Origin of the sequence: Pseudomonas sp. 2995-3 (genome assembly GCF_002742565.1) — a bacterium.
Taxonomy (GTDB): Bacteria; Pseudomonadota; Gammaproteobacteria; order Pseudomonadales; family Pseudomonadaceae; genus Aquipseudomonas; species Aquipseudomonas edaphica.
Genome location: NZ_LJSB01000157.1, coordinates 475007 through 491726, shown reverse-complemented (window position 1 = coordinate 491726; position 16720 = coordinate 475007). Strand labels below are relative to the sequence as shown.

13 protein-coding genes are annotated in these 16720 nt (G+C 59.6%); 9 read left to right on the top strand and 4 right to left on the bottom strand.

Annotation, left to right across the window (positions count from 1 at the left end; genetic code table 11):
* Nucleotides 1-9: 9 nt before the first annotated feature.
* Together tsf and rpsB are read right to left on the bottom strand one after the other, a co-directional pair.
* The gene (gene tsf, locus AOA62_RS09895; protein ID WP_053254736.1) at nucleotides 10-873 is read right to left on the bottom strand and encodes a translation elongation factor Ts; all 864 of its coding nucleotides are present in this window, start codon (nucleotides 871-873) and stop codon (nucleotides 10-12) included.
* Between the two features lie 191 nt (nucleotides 874-1064).
* A complete protein-coding gene (gene rpsB / locus AOA62_RS09890) occupies nucleotides 1065-1802 on the bottom strand; it encodes a 30S ribosomal protein S2 (RefSeq protein ID WP_003189158.1) in 738 nt (245 codons plus the stop codon).
* 387 nt (nucleotides 1803-2189) lie between these two features.
* Here rpsB and map point away from each other — a divergent pair, with 387 nt between their 5' ends.
* The 4 genes from map to AOA62_RS09870 all read left to right on the top strand — a co-directional run bounded on the left by map (nucleotide 2190) and on the right by AOA62_RS09870 (nucleotide 7960).
* Entirely contained in the window at nucleotides 2190-2972 is a 783-nt protein-coding gene (gene map / locus AOA62_RS09885; protein WP_017137140.1) for a type I methionyl aminopeptidase, read from the top strand.
* A gap of 66 nt (nucleotides 2973-3038) precedes the next feature.
* Nucleotides 3039-5741 carry a [protein-PII] uridylyltransferase gene (locus AOA62_RS09880; RefSeq protein ID WP_017137139.1) on the top strand — a complete coding sequence of 901 codons (2703 nt, stop codon included), beginning with the start codon at nucleotides 3039-3041 and terminating at the stop codon, nucleotides 5739-5741.
* 146 nt (nucleotides 5742-5887) lie between these two features.
* Nucleotides 5888-7084: a succinyldiaminopimelate transaminase gene (dapC, locus tag AOA62_RS09875; protein WP_099548553.1), complete on the top strand. Its 1197-nt coding sequence runs from the start codon at nucleotides 5888-5890 to the stop codon at nucleotides 7082-7084.
* 165 nt (nucleotides 7085-7249) lie between these two features.
* Nucleotides 7250-7960: a M12 family metallopeptidase gene (locus AOA62_RS09870; protein ID WP_099548552.1), complete on the top strand. Its 711-nt coding sequence runs from the start codon at nucleotides 7250-7252 to the stop codon at nucleotides 7958-7960.
* A 19-nt stretch (nucleotides 7961-7979) separates the two neighbouring features.
* Here AOA62_RS09870 and AOA62_RS09865 read toward each other — a convergent pair whose 3' ends face one another.
* On the bottom strand, nucleotides 7980-9623 hold the full coding sequence (locus AOA62_RS09865; protein ID WP_017137136.1) for a Na+/H+ antiporter: 1644 nt from the start codon (nucleotides 9621-9623) through the stop codon (nucleotides 7980-7982).
* A gap of 278 nt (nucleotides 9624-9901) precedes the next feature.
* Between AOA62_RS09865 and AOA62_RS09860 the strand changes: the two genes are divergently transcribed.
* The 4 genes from AOA62_RS09860 (at nucleotide 9902) to AOA62_RS09845 (ending at nucleotide 12955) form a co-directional block, all read left to right on the top strand.
* Nucleotides 9902-10210 carry an arsenate reductase gene (locus AOA62_RS09860; protein WP_231982825.1) on the top strand — a complete coding sequence of 103 codons (309 nt, stop codon included), beginning with the start codon at nucleotides 9902-9904 and terminating at the stop codon, nucleotides 10208-10210.
* A 31-nt stretch (nucleotides 10211-10241) separates the two neighbouring features.
* The gene (dapD, locus tag AOA62_RS09855; protein ID WP_099548551.1) at nucleotides 10242-11276 is read left to right on the top strand and encodes a 2,3,4,5-tetrahydropyridine-2,6-dicarboxylate N-succinyltransferase; all 1035 of its coding nucleotides are present in this window, start codon (nucleotides 10242-10244) and stop codon (nucleotides 11274-11276) included.
* Between the two features lie 63 nt (nucleotides 11277-11339).
* Nucleotides 11340-12545: an aminotransferase class V-fold PLP-dependent enzyme gene (locus tag AOA62_RS09850; RefSeq protein WP_099548550.1), complete on the top strand. Its 1206-nt coding sequence runs from the start codon at nucleotides 11340-11342 to the stop codon at nucleotides 12543-12545.
* Nucleotides 12542-12955 (top strand): SufE family protein, encoded by a 414-nt coding sequence (locus AOA62_RS09845; protein WP_099548549.1) that lies wholly within the window; start codon nucleotides 12542-12544, stop codon nucleotides 12953-12955. Before AOA62_RS09850 ends, AOA62_RS09845 begins: the two co-directional genes overlap by 4 nt.
* Before the next feature lie 99 nt (nucleotides 12956-13054).
* Here AOA62_RS09845 and tcdA read toward each other — a convergent pair whose 3' ends face one another.
* Entirely contained in the window at nucleotides 13055-13876 is an 822-nt protein-coding gene (gene tcdA, locus AOA62_RS09840) for a tRNA cyclic N6-threonylcarbamoyladenosine(37) synthase TcdA (RefSeq protein WP_026013713.1), read from the bottom strand.
* 211 nt (nucleotides 13877-14087) lie between these two features.
* On the opposite strand from tcdA, the gene AOA62_RS09835 reads away from it, so the two are divergent.
* Nucleotides 14088-16679, top strand: a complete 2592-nt coding sequence (locus tag AOA62_RS09835; RefSeq protein ID WP_099548548.1) for a glycosyltransferase — start codon at nucleotides 14088-14090, stop codon at nucleotides 16677-16679.
* Nucleotides 16680-16720: the final 41 nt, after the last annotated feature.

Here is a 16720-nt window from a genome sequence, read left to right as displayed (position 1 = left end):
AAAACTGTCTTATTGCTTGGCGGCAGCCAGCTGGGCAGCAACTTCTTCAGCGAAGTTGTCGACCGGCTTCTCGATGCCCTCGCCTACTTTGTAGTAGGTGAAGGAAACGATTTCAGCACCGGCTTTCTTGGCCAGTTCGCCAACCTTGATTTCAGGGTTCTTGACGAACGCCTGCTCAACCAGGCTCGCTTCAGCCAGGAACTTGCTGATACGGCCTTTGATCATGTTTTCAACGATGTTTTCCGGCTTGCCGGCGATCTTGTCAGCGTTGAGGCTCAGGAACACGGCTTTTTCGCGTTCGATTGCGTCAGCGGACACTTCCGATGGCAGCAGGAATTCCGGGTTGCTGGCCGCTACGTGCATAGCGATGTCTTTTGCCAGCTCAACGTCGCCGCCTTTCAGGGCAACCACGACGCCGATTTTGTTACCGTGCAGGTAACCACCAACCACATCGCCTTCAATGCGGGCCAGGCGACGGATGTTGACGTTTTCGCCAACCTTGCCGACCAGTACCAGGCGATCAGCTTCTTGAGCTTCGATCAACGGCTCAACGGTAGTGAGCTTGTCGTCGAATGCTTTCTTGACGCTGGCAGCAACGAATGCCTTGAAGTCGTCCTGCAGAGCCAGGAAGTCGGTCTGGGAGTTCACTTCCAGCAGAACGGCAGCCTTGCCGTCTTCAACCAGAGCGATAGCGCCTTCAGCAGCAACGTTGCCTGCTTTCTTGGCAGCCTTGATGGCGCCGGAAGCACGCATGTCATCAATGGCTTTTTCGATGTCGCCGCCAGCCTTGGTCAAGGCCTTTTTGCAATCCATCATGCCTTCGCCGGTACGCTCACGCAGTTCTTTAACCAACGCTGCAGTAATCTCTGCCATTTCAAAATCCTCTTGGATAGGTTTTCAACCATTCCACCCGATCAAACGGGCGATCAATTCTTCCCGAATCACCCTTGTAGGCCGCTGCACGTTACAGAAGTTGTAGCTGCGCTGCCGACAAATGGTTTTCGAGGTGGCAAAAAGGGGGCCAAGCCCCCTTTTTGCTTACTGAGTCAACGCCAGGGCGCTAATTACTCAGCGGCAGCTACCGGAGCTTCTTCAACGAACTGCTCGGTACCACCAGCAACGTGGTTGCGACCACGGATTACAGCGTCAGCCATCGAACCCATGTACAGCTGGATAGCGCGGATTGCGTCATCGTTGCCTGGGATGATGTAGTCAACGCCTTCCGGGCTGCTGTTGGTATCGACTACGCCGATAACAGGGATGCCCAGCTTGTTGGCTTCGGTGATCGCGATGCGCTCGTGATCAACGTCGATAACGAACAGTGCGTCAGGCAGACCGCCCATGTCCTTGATACCACCCAGGGAACGATCGAGCTTTTCCAGGTCACGGGAGCGCATCAGCGCTTCTTTCTTGGTCAGCTTGGCGAAAGTACCGTCTTCGGCTTGCACTTCAAGGTCACGCAGACGCTTGATGGAAGCACGGATGGTTTTGAAGTTGGTCAGCATGCCGCCCAACCAGCGGTGATCGACGTACGGCGAACCGCAACGTGCTGCTTCTTCAGCAACGATCTTGCCAGCGGAACGCTTGGTGCCGACGAACAGGATCTTGTTTTTGCCCTGGGCCAGACGCTCTACGAAAGTCAGAGCTTCGTTGAACATTGGCAGGGTTTTTTCAAGGTTGATAATGTGGATCTTGTTACGCGCGCCGAAAATGTATTTACCCATTTTCGGGTTCCAGTAACGGGTCTGGTGACCGAAGTGCACACCGGCCTTCAGCATATCGCGCATGTTGACTTGGGACATGATAGTTCCTTAATAAGTCGGGTTTGGCCTCCACGTATCCCAATGACCAACCAGCGGCATCAAGGCCTCCGGCACCCAGGTCATCGTGTCGACACGTGTGTGGATTTAAGCTTTGCGGGGTATCCCCGGAAAGCGGCGCATTTTATACCACACGAAGGACGAAAACGAAACCTGCAATCACATTTGCCAGCAACCGTGTTCGTGTAACCCCTTGAATAGAGCCGACATACCCTTACTCTATAGAGAGATGCGATTATCAGAGGATCATGATTTGACGCCATCGTCTGTTAGAATCGCGTTTTTTGAGGCTTGTGCGAATTTCGTAACCATTTGTCGCACGCCCGTAAACCGTATTGATTTCAGCGCGTCGCGCTAGAGAGAGCCTGTATGACCGTTAGTTTGAAAACCGCCGAAGACATCGCCGGCATGCGCATTGCCGGCAAACTGGCTGCCGACGTGCTGGAAATGATTGCCGAGCATGTCAAGCCAGGCGTCACCACCGACACTCTGAACCAGATCTGCCACGACTATATAGTCAACGTGCAAAAGGCCATCCCTGCCCCACTGAACTACAAGGGCTTCCCCAAATCGATCTGCACCTCGGTCAACCACGTGGTCTGCCACGGGATTCCAGGCGACAAGCCGTTGAAGGACGGCGACACCCTGAACATCGACGTCACCGTGATCAAGGACCGCTATTTCGGCGATACCAGCCGTATGTTCCACGTCGGCAACGTGCCGGTCTGGGCTGAGCGCCTGTCCCAGGTCACCCAGGAATGCATGTACAAGGCCATCGAGATCGTAAAACCTGGCTGCCGCCTGGGCGATATCGGTGAAGTGATCCAGAAGCACGCAGAAAAGAACGGCTTTTCGGTGGTGCGCGAATTCTGCGGCCACGGTATCGGCACCGTATTCCATGAAGAACCACAGATCCTGCACTACGGCCGCGCCGGCACCGGCATGGAGCTCAAGGCAGGCATGACCTTCACCATCGAGCCAATGATCAACCAGGGCAAAGCCGACACCAAGGTGCTGGGCGACGGTTGGACCGCCATCACCAAGGACCGCAAGCTCTCGGCCCAGTGGGAACATACCCTGCTGGTCACCGAAACCGGCTACGAGATCTTCACCCTGCGCGCAGACGACACGATCCCTCGCGTTTCGGCGTGATGGTTGCCTCGGTTTTCCAGCTACACCGTTGTGACTGACTCAATAGACAGATAGGAAAGCCGATCGATGCCCCAGGTGGACCCCGAACTCTTCGACCGTGGCCAGTTCCAGGCCGAACTGGCCCTGAAGGCAAGCCCCATCGCCGCCTTCAAGAAGGCTATCCGCCAGGCCCGCGAGGTGCTCGATGAGCGCTTTCGCAGCGGCCGGGACATTCGTCGGCTGATCGAGGACCGCGCCTGGTTCGTCGACAATATCCTGCAAAAGGCCTGGGAGCAGTTCAGTTGGAGTGAAGACGCCGACATCGCCCTGGTAGCGGTCGGCGGCTACGGTCGAGGTGAGTTGCACCCCTACTCCGACATCGACCTGCTGATCCTGCTGGACAGTGCCGATCATGAGATCTTTCGCGATTCCATCGAGCGTTTTCTGACGCTGTTGTGGGACATCGGCCTGGAGGTCGGCCAGAGCGTGCGCTCGGTGGACGAATGCGCCGAAGAGGCACGCGCCGACCTCACCGTCATCACTAACCTGATGGAAAGCCGCACCATCGCCGGGCCGGAACGCCTGCGCCAGCGCATGCTGGAGGTCACCAGCACCGCGCATATGTGGCCAAGCAAGGAGTTCTTCCTGGCCAAGCGTGCCGAGCAAAAAGCCCGGCACCACAAGTACAACGACACCGAATACAACCTGGAACCCAACGTCAAAGGCTCTCCGGGCGGGCTGCGCGACATCCAGACCATCTTATGGGTGGCCCGCCGCCAGTACGGCACCCTCAACCTGCGCGCCTTGGCCGGTGAAGGCTTTCTGGTCGAGAGCGAAAATGCGCTGCTGGCCTCGTCCCAGGAGTTCCTGTGGAAGGTGCGTTACGCCCTGCACATGCTCGCCGGGCGCTCCGAAGACCGCCTGCTGTTCGACCACCAGCGCTCCATCGCCACCCTGCTGGGGTTTGAAGGCGAGGACGCGAAAACCAGCATCGAAAGCTTCATGCAGCAGTATTACCGCGTGGTCATGAGCATTGCCCAGCTCAGCGACCTGATCATCCAGCACTTCGAAGAGGTGATCCTGGCGCCGGAAGACGAAGCCCCGCCGCAGCCGATCAACTCGCGCTTCCAACTGCACGACGGCTATATCGAGGCGCGCAACGACAATGTGTTCCGTCGCACGCCGTTCGCCATGCTGGAAATCTTTGTGCTGATGGCCCAGCAGCCGGAAATCAAAGGCGTGCGCGCCGATACCATCCGCCTGCTGCGGGAAAACCGTCACCTGATCGACGATGATTTTCGCAACGACATCCGTAACACCAGCCTGTTTATCGAACTGTTCAAGTGCAAGATCGGCATTCACCGCAACCTGCGGCGCATGAACCGTTACGGCATCCTCGGCCGCTACCTGCCGGAGTTCGGCTTTATCGTCGGGCAGATGCAGCACGACCTGTTCCACATCTATACCGTCGACGCCCACACCCTCAATTTGATCAAACACCTGCGCAAGTTGCAGTACACCCAGGTGTCAGAAAAATTCCCGCTGGCCAGTAAACTCATGGCCAAGCTACCCAAACCCGAACTGATCTATCTGGCCGGCCTGTACCACGACATCGGCAAAGGCCGGCATGGCGACCACTCTGAAGTCGGCGCGGTCGATGCCGAAGCCTTCTGCCAGCGCCACCAATTGCCGCAGTGGGACAGCCGCCTGATCGTGTGGCTGGTGCAGAACCACCTGGTGATGTCGACGACCGCGCAGCGCAAGGACCTCTCCGACCCGCAGGTGATCCACGACTTTGCCGGGATCGTCGGTGATGAAACCCGCCTCGACTATCTTTACGTGCTGACCGTCTCCGACATCAACGCCACCAACCCGACACTGTGGAATTCCTGGCGCGCCAGCCTGTTGCGCCAGCTCTACACCGAGACCAAGCGCGCGCTGCGCCGTGGCCTGGAAAACCCGGTGGACCGCGAGGAGCAGATCCGCCGCACCCAAAGCGCGGCCCTGGATATCCTCGTGCGCGGCGGCAACGACCCGGATGACGTCGAGCAGCTATGGTCGCAACTGGGCGATGATTACTTCCTGCGCCACACCGCCGGCGACGTGGCCTGGCACAGTGACGCGATCCTGCAACAGCCGGCCGACGGCGGCCCACTGGTGCTGATCAAGGAAACCACCCAGCGCGAATTCGAGGGCGGCACGCAGATCTTCATCTACGCGCCGGACCAGCACGACTTCTTCGCCGTGACCGTGGCCGCCATGGACCAGCTCAACCTGAACATCCATGATGCGCGGGTTATCACCTCCAGCAGCCAGTTCACCCTCGACACCTACATTGTGCTCGACACCGACGGTGACTCGATCGGCGACAACCCGGTGCGCGTGAAAAAGATCCGCGAAGGCCTTACCGAGGCCCTGCGCAACCCTGATGACTACCCAACCATCATCCAGCGCCGGGTGCCGCGCCAGCTCAAGCACTTTGCGTTTGCGCCCCAGGTGACCATTTCCAACGACGCCCAGCGCCCAGTGACCGTGCTGGAACTCAGCGCACCGGACCGCCCAGGCTTGCTGGCGCGCATCGGCGGGATCTTCCTGGAGTTCGACCTGTCGCTGCAAAACGCCAAGATTGCGACCCTGGGGGAACGCGTGGAAGACGTGTTCTTCATTACCGACGCCGACAACCAGCCGCTGTCCGACCCGCAGCTGTGCCTGCGCTTGCAGGAAGCCATCGTGCAGCAATTGAGCGTGAGCCAGGAACCGGGTGTCGAGCTGACCAGACTGACCATTTGATTTTTAACTTCCCAGTGGGCACGGTCCCTGTGGGAGCTGGCTTGCCTGCGATGCGGGCGCCGCGGTGCATCTGGTACACCGCAGCGATGTGATCGCAGGCAAGCCAGCTCCCACAAAAGGCCGCACTCATCTTGATCGAGGCTTACATGAACAACGCCCTGAACCAGCTCCAGCCCTACCCGTTCGAAAAACTGCGCGCCCTGCTCGGCAGCGTTACACCGAACCCGGATAAGCGCCCGATCGCGCTGTCCATCGGCGAGCCGAAGCACAAATCCCCGGCCTTCGTAGCCAAGGCCCTGGCGGATAACCTCGACCAGATGGCGGTGTACCCGACCACCCTGGGCATCCCGGCCCTGCGCGAGGCCATCGGCGCCTGGTGCGAACGGCGCTTCAACGTGCCCAAAGGTTGGCTCGACCCGGCGCGCAACATTTTGCCGGTCAACGGCACCCGCGAGGCGCTGTTTGCCTTCACCCAAACCGTGGTCAACCGCGCTGACGATGCACTGGTGGTCAGCCCCAACCCGTTCTATCAGATCTATGAAGGCGCTGCGTTCCTGGCCGGGGCCAAGCCGCATTACCTGCCGTGCCTGGTCAGCAATGGTTTCAACCCGGACTTCGACGCCGTTTCGCCAGACATCTGGAAACGCTGCCAGATCCTGTTCCTGTGCTCACCCGGCAACCCGACCGGCGCGCTGATCCCGGTCGAGACCCTGAAAAAGCTCATCGCCCTGGCCGACGAATATGACTTCGTGATCGCCGCCGACGAGTGCTACAGCGAGCTGTACTTCGACGAACAAACCCCGCCGCCAGGCCTGCTCAGCGCCTGTGTGGAACTGGGCCGCCAGGACTTCAAGCGTTGCGTGGTGTTCCACAGCCTGTCCAAGCGCTCCAACCTGCCGGGCCTGCGCTCGGGTTTCGTGGCTGGCGATGCCGATATCCTCAAGGCCTTCCTGCTGTACCGCACCTATCACGGTTGCGCGATGCCGGTGCAAACCCAGCTGGCCAGCATTGCTGCCTGGCAGGATGAGCCCCACGTATTGGCCAACCGTGACATGTATCGGGAGAAATTCGACGCCGTGCTGGCGATTCTCAAGCCGGTGCTGGATGTACAAGCCCCAGACGGCGGCTTCTATCTGTGGCCGAATGTGAAGGGCGACGATGCCGCGTTCTGCCGTGACTTGTTCGTGGAAGAACACGTGACCGTAGTGCCGGGTTCGTACCTGTCGCGCGAAGTCGACGGCTTCAACCCTGGCGCCGGTCGCGTACGCCTGGCTCTGGTTGCGCCGTTGTCGGAGTGTGTGGAAGCGGCGGAACGGATTCGGGACTTCATAAACCGTCGCTGAACACCCCACAATGCCCGCACTGTAATAAAGTGCGGGCAGCGCCACACGATCGACACTGCGCTGCATAAGTAGCCATTTGCGTAAAAACGACAATCGGTGGAATCCTATCAACGACAAGTGCCACTCAATGTTCATTAACGTCTTGAACAATGTAGACATGGCACGATGACAAACCTGAGCACAGCAACTCTCGGTTTCACCTCCACACGCACTCACGACATTGATATATATCAAGCGCCCCCGGATAAATCCCACTCAAGAAAAACCCGCGCTGTTTCAGCACCCGACAAATACTGGCCGCAAAATTCCACGCTGAAGATTGCTGTCTATGATGCCGACGAAGAAGCACTGGAGCACATAAAAAAGGCTGCGAATCTTTGGCTGTCGCATATCAACCTGACCTTTGAATTTGTTTCAGGGGAAGAGGGAGATATACGCATCGCGCTGGATTATGGGGAGACTCAATCAGGCAGCTCTGCACTTGGAACCGACGCGCAAAAGGTACCCCTCTACCTACCGACCATGGTGTTGCCAAACCCTTACGACAACCCAAGATTCGAAGCCATTGCAGCCCATGAGTTCGGGCATGCCCTAGGGTTGCATCACGAACATAAACACCCCAATAGAACGATTGATTTTAATACGCCAACCATCTACAGACACTTTAAAGGCCATGGATCGAATGAAGCCATCCATAAAGACATTCTCCAGCGCCTCACTGGAAAAAACGTCGCTGCCTCCAAATACGATAGAAACTCAATCATGCATTACGGCTTCACCAGAGACGAACTATGGAAGCAGCCGGCAATCCCTTGGCCCACCCGATTGACAGAACTGGATAAGTCTTTCATAGCCGAGCAGTACCCCAAACCTTAAGGCACCGCGGTGTGGACAACTACTTCATCACACCCAGATTCGCCTCACTCATATCCAGATCCGCCAGGACCTCGCGCAACACGTCATCACCAATCTGGTGATGACGGCTCAGGCTGTACAACTCCAAGCGCTGCGCGCGCAAGGCCTTGAGGCGCAATTTGCGTTCAAGCAGGTCCATCTGATGCGCCAGTGCCTGGGCTTCGGCTGAATCGTTGAATACTTCCAACTGATGACGGTATTCCGACATCAGCCGCGCCTTTAGCTCGGTCGCGAGTGCTGCCTGGGCGGCGTCTGGGGTTTCGGTTTCGGCAGGCTCGTCCGCTTCCAGCGCGTGGATGGCGGCTACGGCGGTTTTTTTCCACGCCTCACGCACTTCGTTATGGCGCTTTTCATCGGGGCTCTGCTCGATGCCACGCAATAGCAGCGGCAAGGCAATGCAGGCCGCCACCAGCGACAGTAGGATCACGCCGGCGGCGATAAAGATCAGCAGGTCGCGCTCGGGAAAATCCTGGCCAGGCGCCAGCAATAAAGGCACCGACATCACACCCGCCAAAGTGACCGCACCGCGCACGCCACCCACGGTCAATAGCCAGCAGGACCGGGCCGTAGGCACCAGTGTCAGCTCGCTTTTCCCACGCAGCCGCCGTAACAGGCCCGACAAACGCCAGATGCTTTGCACCCAGATAAAGCGCAGCACCACCAGCACCAGGAAGATCGCAACCACATCCAGGCAGCGATACAACAGCGTTGGCCACAGTGTCGGTTCGTGACTGACCACGGCCTTGATGATGTCCGGCAGTTGCAGGCCCAGTAGCAGGAAGATCAGGCCATTAAACGCAAACTCCAGCAGCGACCACACACTGCGGTTGAGCAAGCGCGTGCTGGTCTGGCGTGGCAGCAAGTCGAGCCAGCTTTGCATCATGCCCGCCGCCACCGCCGACAGGATGCCGGATGCGCCCAGGCGCTCGGCCAGCACGTAGGCTGCGAACGGCAGCAGCAACATAAACACCACGTGGGTGGCCGGGTCGTCCCAACCACGGGCAATCATCCAGGCGCGTAAACGGCCGACCAACCAGCTCAGCGCCACGCCTACCGCGAGGCCGCCCACCGCTACCAGCACAAAAGTCAGGCTGGCATCGGCCAGGGAAAACACGCCGGTCAACGCCGCCGCCAGGGCGAACTTGAAGGTCACCAGGCCCGAGGCATCATTCATCAATGCCTCGCCTTGAAGCATATGCATCAAAGGTTTTGGCAGGCGATTTTGGGAAATGGCCGACACCGCCACGGCGTCAGTCGGGGACAATACGGCCGCCAAGGCGAAGGCCACCGGCAACGGGATCGTGGGCAATATCCAATGGATGAAGTAACCGGCGCCCACCACGGTAAATAGCACCAGACCCACCGCCAGCGTAAGGATCGGGCCTCTGAGCCGCCACAATTCGCGCTTGGGCATGCGCCAGCCATCGGAGAACAGCAACGGCGGCAGGAACAAAAACAGGAACAGCTCCGGGTCCAGCGCCACGTGCAACCCCAGCGTAGGCCAGGCCAGCAAGGCGCCGGCGGCGATCTGCACCAAGGGCAACGGCAGGGGAATAATGCGCCCGACAAGACGCGAAACGCTGACCAGCATCAGCAGGATAAGAACGGTATAGGCGGTTTGCATAACGCGGGTTTCCCGGACAATCGACTTGCTATGACACCGATCTGGCAACAACTGGCCGTTGAAGTGCCATATTAACCGGCTATGTTACCCGCTTGGCTGCGCAACGGCTTTTGCACATAAGTCGCACTGAATCATCGGCAAGTATGACGAGCGGCACCCAAACCCGCTGGCCGTGGCATAATCCGTGACCTTTAACTTTCATACGTCCAAAGGGGGGCAATTCCTTGACCGCTTCAAGCAAAACCTTGCACCTTTTCGGCATCAAAGCCTGCGACACCATGAAAAAGGCGCGCACCTGGCTCGATGAGCACGCTGTGAGCTATGAGTTCCACGACTACAAAACAGCCGGTATCGACCGCGAACACTTGACCCAATGGTGCAACGAGCACGGTTGGCAGGTGGTTTTGAACCGTGCGGGCACCACCTTTCGCAAACTCGAAGACGAACGCAAAGCCGATCTCGATCAGTCGAAAGCCATTGAATTGATGCTCGCACAACCCTCGATGATCAAGCGCCCGGTGCTCGATCTCGGTGACAGAACCCTGATTGGCTTCAAGCCAGATAGTTATTCGGCGGCCCTCAAGTAGGCCAGCCTTCCATTTTTGTAGAGGTAACAGCATGTCCAATTCCCTGTTCAGCCTGGGCTTCGGCGTCGGCACTCAGAACCGCCAAGGTGCTTGGCTGGAAGTGTTTTACGCACAACCGCTGCTCAACCCGTCGGCCGAGATCGTTGCCGCCATCGCGCCGATCCTCGGTTACACCGAAGGCAACCAGGCCATTACTTTCACCGTGAGCCAGGCGCTGCAACTGGCTGACGCGCTCAAAGGTGTCGACACGGCCCAGGCCGCGCTGCTCAGCCGCCTGGCTGAAAGCCACACCCCGTTGGTCGCCACCCTGTTGGCCGAAGACGCCGCACTGACCTCCACGCCTGAGGCCTACCTCAAGCTGCACCTGCTGTCCCACCGCCTGGTCAAGCCCCACGGCCTGAGCCTGGCCGGTGTGTTCCCGCAGTTGCCGAACGTGGCGTGGACCAGCCAGGGCGCAATCGACATCAACGAGCTGGCCGAGCGCCAACTGGAAGCACGCCTGCGTGGCGAGCTGCTGGAAGTGTTCTCGGTGGACAAGTTCCCAAAAATGACTGATTACGTTGTGCCAACCGGTGTGCGTATCGCTGATGCCGCGCGCATCCGCCTGGGCGCCTACGTGGGCGAAGGCACCACCGTGATGCACGAAGGTTTCGTCAACTTCAACGGTGGCACCGAAGGCCCGGGCATGATCGAAGGCCGTGTATCGGCAGGTGTATTCGTCGGCAAGGGTTCGGACCTGGGCGGCGGTTGCTCCACCATGGGCACCCTGTCGGGCGGCGGCAACATCGTGATCAAGGTGGGCGAAGGCTGCCTGATCGGCGCCAACGCCGGTATCGGTATCCCGTTGGGCGACCGCAATACCGTGGAGTCGGGCCTGTACGTGACTGCCGGTACCAAGGTTGCTCTGCTAGACGAGCACAACCAACTGGTCAAAGTGGTCAAGGCGCGCGAACTGGCCGGCCAGCCGGACCTGCTGTTCCGCCGCAATTCCCAGACCGGTGCCGTGGAGTGCAAAACCCACAAATCGGCGATCGAACTGAACGAAGCGCTGCACGCTCACAACTAAGCAGCCACTCGATGCCACTAGCGAGCCCCAAACCTGGGGCTCGCTTATACGAGTCTTAAGACCATGCTTGTGCCCTCCCCCTGGCGCGCCGATTTTCCGGCCATCGCCACCCTGCAACGGCAAGACCAGACCTACCTGGACAACGCCGCCACCACGCAAAAACCCCAAGCCCTGTTGGATGCCATCAGCCATTACTACGCCAATGGCGCAGCCAATGTGCACCGTGCCCAGCATTTGCCGGGTGCCCACGCGACCCAGGCGTTTGAAGACAGTCGCAGCAAGGTCGCGCAGTGGTTGAATGCAGGTGACAGCGGGCAGATCGTGTTTACCCACGGCGCGACGTCTGCGCTGAACCTCCTGGCCTATGGCCTTGAGCACTTATTCAATGCGGGTGATGAAATTGTCCTCAGCGCCCTGGAACACCACGCCAACCTGCTGCCCTGGCAGCAACTGGCCAAACGTCGCGCGCTGACGCTGGTGGTCTTGCCCCTTGGCGATGATGGCGTGATTGACCTGCAAGCCGCCGCCGAATTGATCAGCCCGCGTACGCGCTTGCTGGCAGTGAGCCAGCTGTCCAACGTACTCGGCGCCTGGCAACCTTTGGAGGTCTTGCTGCCAATGGCCAAGGCCCACGGTGCCTTGACCGTGGTCGATGGCGCCCAAGGCATTGTCCATGGTCGCCACGACGTACAGGCGCGGGGTTGCGACTTCTACGTGTTTTCCAGTCATAAGCTCTACGGCCCGGACGGCGTCGGCGTGCTGTATGGCCGCAACGAAGCGCTGCATCACCTGCGCCACTGGCAGTTTGGCGGCGAGATGGTGCAGCAGGCCGAGTATCAAAGTGCGAGCTTTCGCCCTGCCCCGCTGGGTTTCGAAGCGGGCACGCCGCCGATTGCAAGTGTGATCGGCCTGGGTGCCACGCTGGACTACCTGAACTCTCTGGACCAGCCGGCCGTGGTCGCCCATGAAGCAGCCCTGCATGACTACCTGCTGCGCGGCCTGAAAGCACGCAATGGCGTGCGCGTACTGGGCTCGCCCCAGGTGGCACTCGCCAGTTTCGTGGTGGAGGGCGTGCATAACGCCGACCTGGCTCATCTGTTGACCGAACAAGGCATTGCCGTGCGAGCTGGCCATCATTGCGCCATGCCATTGCTCAAGGCCATGCACTTGTCCGGAGCGATCCGTGTGTCCCTGGCGCTGTATAACGACTCCGATGACCTGGAGCGCTTCTTTGAAGCGCTGGATCAGGCGCTGGATATGTTGCGATGAGCTTGCCTGCGGATGCCATCAGCGCGCTTGAGTCGTTTCAGGCAGTAGGCAGTTGGGAACAACGCGCCCGCATGCTGATGCAGTGGGGCGAGCGGCTGCCGGCGTTGACGGCTGACGAAAAGGTTGAGGCCAACCTCGTGCAGGGCTGTGAAAGCCTGGTGTGGTTGGTCGGCCGTTTACAGGACGGCCATTGGCAGTTTGCCGCGAGCAGCGATGCGCGAATGATCCGGGGGTTGGTGGCGTTGCTGCTGGCACGGGTCAATGGGTTGTCGGCAAGTGAGTTGCAGGCGGTTGACTTGCCGGACTGGTTCAATCAACTGGGGCTTTCGCGCCAGCTGTCGCCGTCGCGCAGCAATGGGCTTAATGCTGTACTGCAGCGCATGCAAGAGCTGACCTGTACGCAAAACTAATGTGGCAGCTGGCTTGTGTGGGAGCTGGCTTGCCTGCGATGCAGGCACCTCGGTCTATCAGTCAAAGCCAGCTCCCACATTTTGTTTTGTGCAGGACAGCTAGATCTGGGTAGGTTTAACCCGCTCCGACGGCCTGCGCACCCCGGCCACAATCTTGTCCACCGCCTTGGTCGCCGCCACCATGCCAAACGTGGCCGTGACCATCATCACCGCGCCAAACCCGCCCGCACAGTCCAGCTTCACGCCGTCACCGACAAAACTTTTCTGCAAACAAATGCTGCCGTCCGGCTTGGGATAGCGCAGCTGCTCGGTAGAGAACACACACGGCACGCTGTAATGGCGGGTCACGGTGCGCGAAAAGCCGTAGTCGCGGCGTAGCGTGGAGCGCACTTTCGAGGCCAGCGGGTCGTTGAAGGTGCGGTTCAAGTCGCAGACCTGGATCAGCGTCGGGTCGATTTGCCCGCCGGCGCCGCCGGTGGTGATGATCTGGATCTTGCGACGCTTGCACCAGGCAATCAGCGCGGCCTTGGCGTTCACGGCGTCGATGCAGTCGATCACGCAATCGATATTCGGCGTGATGTACTCAGCCATGGTGTCACGGGTTACGAAGTCCGCCACCGCATGCACCGTGCAGTCCGGGTTGATGCCGCGCAGGCGTTCGGCCATTACCTCGACCTTGGGCTTGCCCACGGTGCTGTCCAGGGCGTGCAACTGGCGGTTGCTGTTGCTGACGCAGACATCGTCCAGGTCAAACAGCGAAATCTCGCCCACGCCGCAACGGGCCATGGCTTCCGCCGCCCAAGAGCCCACGCCGCCGACGCCGACGATCGCCACATGGGCCGCTTTCAAGCGTTCCAGGCCTTCAATGCCATACAAGCGGGCGACGCCTGCAAACCGCGGATCTTCTGTGCTCATGACCATTACCCCAAAAACCGGCGCGCATTATGGACTACACAGCGACAAGTTCGAAGCTTCCAGCTACAAGTAAAGAACTTAGAGGGTCTTTCGCTGACTAACGTCCGGCTTTTCTCTGTCTGCTGTACGCTCAGTTAAAGGCCGGTGTAGGATGCGCGCCGTTCGGCGTAGGCCGACACCTCTTTTCGTTCCACACCCTTTGGAACCCGAAATAGCCATGTCATCGCGTAAATTTGGACTCAACCTGGTGGTAGTGCTGGCAATTGCCGCGCTGTTTACCGGCTTCTGGGCGCTGATAAACCGCCCGGTTACCACCCCTAACTGGCCAGAACAGATCTCCGGGTTCTCCTACTCGCCGTTCCAACAAGGCCAGTTCCCGCAGAAAGACCAGTACCCCACTGACGACCAGATGCGCCAGGACCTGGCGATCATGAGCAAGCTGACGGACAACATCCGTACTTACTCGGTCGACGGCACGTTGGGCGATATTCCCAAACTTGCCGAAGAGTTCGGCCTGCGCGTGACCCTGGGGATCTGGATCAGCCCGGACCTGGAACGCAACGAGCGTGAAATCCAGCGCGCCATCGAGATCGCCAACAACTCGCGCAGTGTCGTGCGCGTGGTGGTCGGTAACGAGGCATTGTTCCGCGAAGAAATCACCCCGGAGGCGCTGATCGTGCTGCTGGACCGGGTGCGCGCCGCCGTGAAAGTGCCGGTGACCACCTCCGAGCAATGGCACATCTGGGAAAAGAACCCGCAACTGGCCAAGCACGTCGACCTGATCGCCGCGCACATCCTGCCGTTCTGGGAGTTCATCCCGATGGACAAGGCCGGCCAGTACGTACTGGACCGTGCACGGGATCTGAAAAAGCTGTTCCCGAAAAAACCGCTGCTGCTCTCGGAAGTGGGCTGGCCGAGCAACGGCCGTATGCGCGGTGGCAATGAAAGCTCGCCGGCAGACCAGGCGATTTACCTGCGTACGCTGGTGAACAAACTGAACCGCCAGGGTTACAACTACTTCGTGATCGAGGCCTTCGACCAGCCGTGGAAAGTCAGCGACGAAGGCTCGGCGGGCGCTTATTGGGGCGTGTACAACGCCGCACGCCAGCAGAAATTCAACTTTGAAGGCCCGGTCGTCGCGATCCCGCAATGGCGCGTGCTGGCCATCGGCTCGGTGGTGCTGGCGCTGCTGTCGCTGACCCTGCTGATGATCGACGGCTCGGCCCTGCGCCAGCGTGGCCGCACCTTCCTGACCTTTATCGCGTTCCTCTGTGGTTCGGTATTGGTCTGGATCGGTTACGACTACAGCCAGCAATACAGCACCTGGTTCAGCGTCACCGTCGGCATTTTGCTGGCCCTCGGCGCGTTGGGCGTGTTTATCGTATTGCTCACCGAAGCCCACGAACTGGCGGAAGCGGTGTGGACCCACAAGCGCCGGCGTGAATTCCTGCCGGTGGAAGGCGATTCGGACTACCGCCCGAAAGTCTCGATCCATGTGCCGTGCTACAACGAGCCGCCGGAGATGGTCAAACAGACCCTCGACGCCCTGGCCGCCCTCGATTACCCGGACTTCGAAGTCCTGATCATCGACAACAACACCAAGGACCCAGCCGTCTGGGAGCCGGTGCGCGACTACTGCGAAACCCTCGGCCCGCGCTTCAAGTTCTTCCACGTCTCGCCCCTCGCCGGTTTCAAGGGCGGCGCGCTGAACTACCTGATCCCGCATACCGCCAAGGATGCCGAAGTGATCGCGGTGATCGACTCGGACTACTGCGTGTCGCCCAACTGGCTCAAGCACATGGTGCCGCACTTCGCCGACCCGAAAATCGCCGTGGTGCAGTCGCCGCAGGACTACCGCGACCAGAACGAGAGCACTTTCAAGAAGCTCTGCTACGCCGAATACAAAGGCTTCTTCCATATCGGCATGGTCACCCGCAACGACCGTGACGCGATCATCCAGCACGGCACCATGACCATGACCCGTCGCTCGGTACTCGAGGAGCTGGGCTGGGCCGACTGGTGCATCTGTGAAGACGCCGAACTCGGCCTGCGCGTGTTCGAGAAAGGCCTGTCGGCCGCGTATTACCACGACAGCTACGGCAAGGGCTTGATGCCGGATACCTTTATCGACTTCAAGAAGCAGCGTTTCCGCTGGGCCTACGGCGCGATCCAGATCATCAAGCGCCACACCGCCAGCCTGTTGCGCGGCAAGGGCACCGAGCTGACCCGTGGCCAGCGCTACCACTTCCTCGCGGGCTGGTTGCCGTGGGTGGCGGATGGCATGAACATCTTCTTCACCGTCGGCGCCCTGTTGTGGTCGGCGGCGATGATCATCGTGCCGACCCGTGTTGACCCGCCGCTGCTGATTTTCGCGATCCCGCCGTTGGCGTTGTTTGTGTTCAAGGTCGGCAAGATCATCTTCCTCTACCGCCGTGCGGTGGGTGTGAACTTGAAGGACGCATTCTGCGCGGCGCTGGCCGGGCTGGCGTTGTCACACACCATCGCCAAGGCGGTGCTGTATGGCTTCTTCACCACCAGTATTCCGTTCTTTCGCACACCGAAAAACGCCGATAACCACGGCTTCTGGGTAGCCATTTCCGAAGCCCGCGAAGAGATGTTCATCATGTTGTTGTTGTGGGGCGCCGCACTCGGGATTTACCTGGTGCAGGGCCTGCCGAGCAATGACATACGCTTCTGGGTGGTGATGCTGCTGGTGCAATCGCTGCCGTATGTTGCCGCGCTGATCATGGCGTTCCTGTCGTCGCTGCCAAAACCTGCACCTAAGGTTGAGCCGGCAACCGCTGAGTAAAAACTTGCGCAATGCACTAAACGGCGGCCTCTGGCCGCCGT

Coding starts and splice junctions, on each gene's coding strand:
- AOA62_RS09850 (WP_099548550.1), top strand. CDS start 11,340: ATGCTTGTGCCCTCCCCCTGGCGCGCCGATTTTCCGGCCATCGCCACC.
- AOA62_RS09870 (WP_099548552.1), top strand. CDS start 7,250: ATGACAAACCTGAGCACAGCAACTCTCGGTTTCACCTCCACACGCACT.
- tsf (WP_053254736.1), bottom strand. CDS start 873: ATGGCAGAGATTACTGCAGCGTTGGTTAAAGAACTGCGTGAGCGTACC.
- tcdA (WP_026013713.1), bottom strand. CDS start 13,876: ATGGTCATGAGCACAGAAGATCCGCGGTTTGCAGGCGTCGCCCGCTTG.
- dapD (WP_099548551.1), top strand. CDS start 10,242: ATGTCCAATTCCCTGTTCAGCCTGGGCTTCGGCGTCGGCACTCAGAAC.
- AOA62_RS09845 (WP_099548549.1), top strand. CDS start 12,542: ATGAGCTTGCCTGCGGATGCCATCAGCGCGCTTGAGTCGTTTCAGGCA.
- dapC (WP_099548553.1), top strand. CDS start 5,888: ATGAACAACGCCCTGAACCAGCTCCAGCCCTACCCGTTCGAAAAACTG.
- AOA62_RS09880 (WP_017137139.1), top strand. CDS start 3,039: ATGCCCCAGGTGGACCCCGAACTCTTCGACCGTGGCCAGTTCCAGGCC.
- AOA62_RS09865 (WP_017137136.1), bottom strand. CDS start 9,623: ATGCAAACCGCCTATACCGTTCTTATCCTGCTGATGCTGGTCAGCGTT.
- AOA62_RS09860 (WP_231982825.1), top strand. CDS start 9,902: ATGAAAAAGGCGCGCACCTGGCTCGATGAGCACGCTGTGAGCTATGAG.
- rpsB (WP_003189158.1), bottom strand. CDS start 1,802: ATGTCCCAAGTCAACATGCGCGATATGCTGAAGGCCGGTGTGCACTTC.
- AOA62_RS09835 (WP_099548548.1), top strand. CDS start 14,088: ATGTCATCGCGTAAATTTGGACTCAACCTGGTGGTAGTGCTGGCAATT.
- map (WP_017137140.1), top strand. CDS start 2,190: ATGACCGTTAGTTTGAAAACCGCCGAAGACATCGCCGGCATGCGCATT.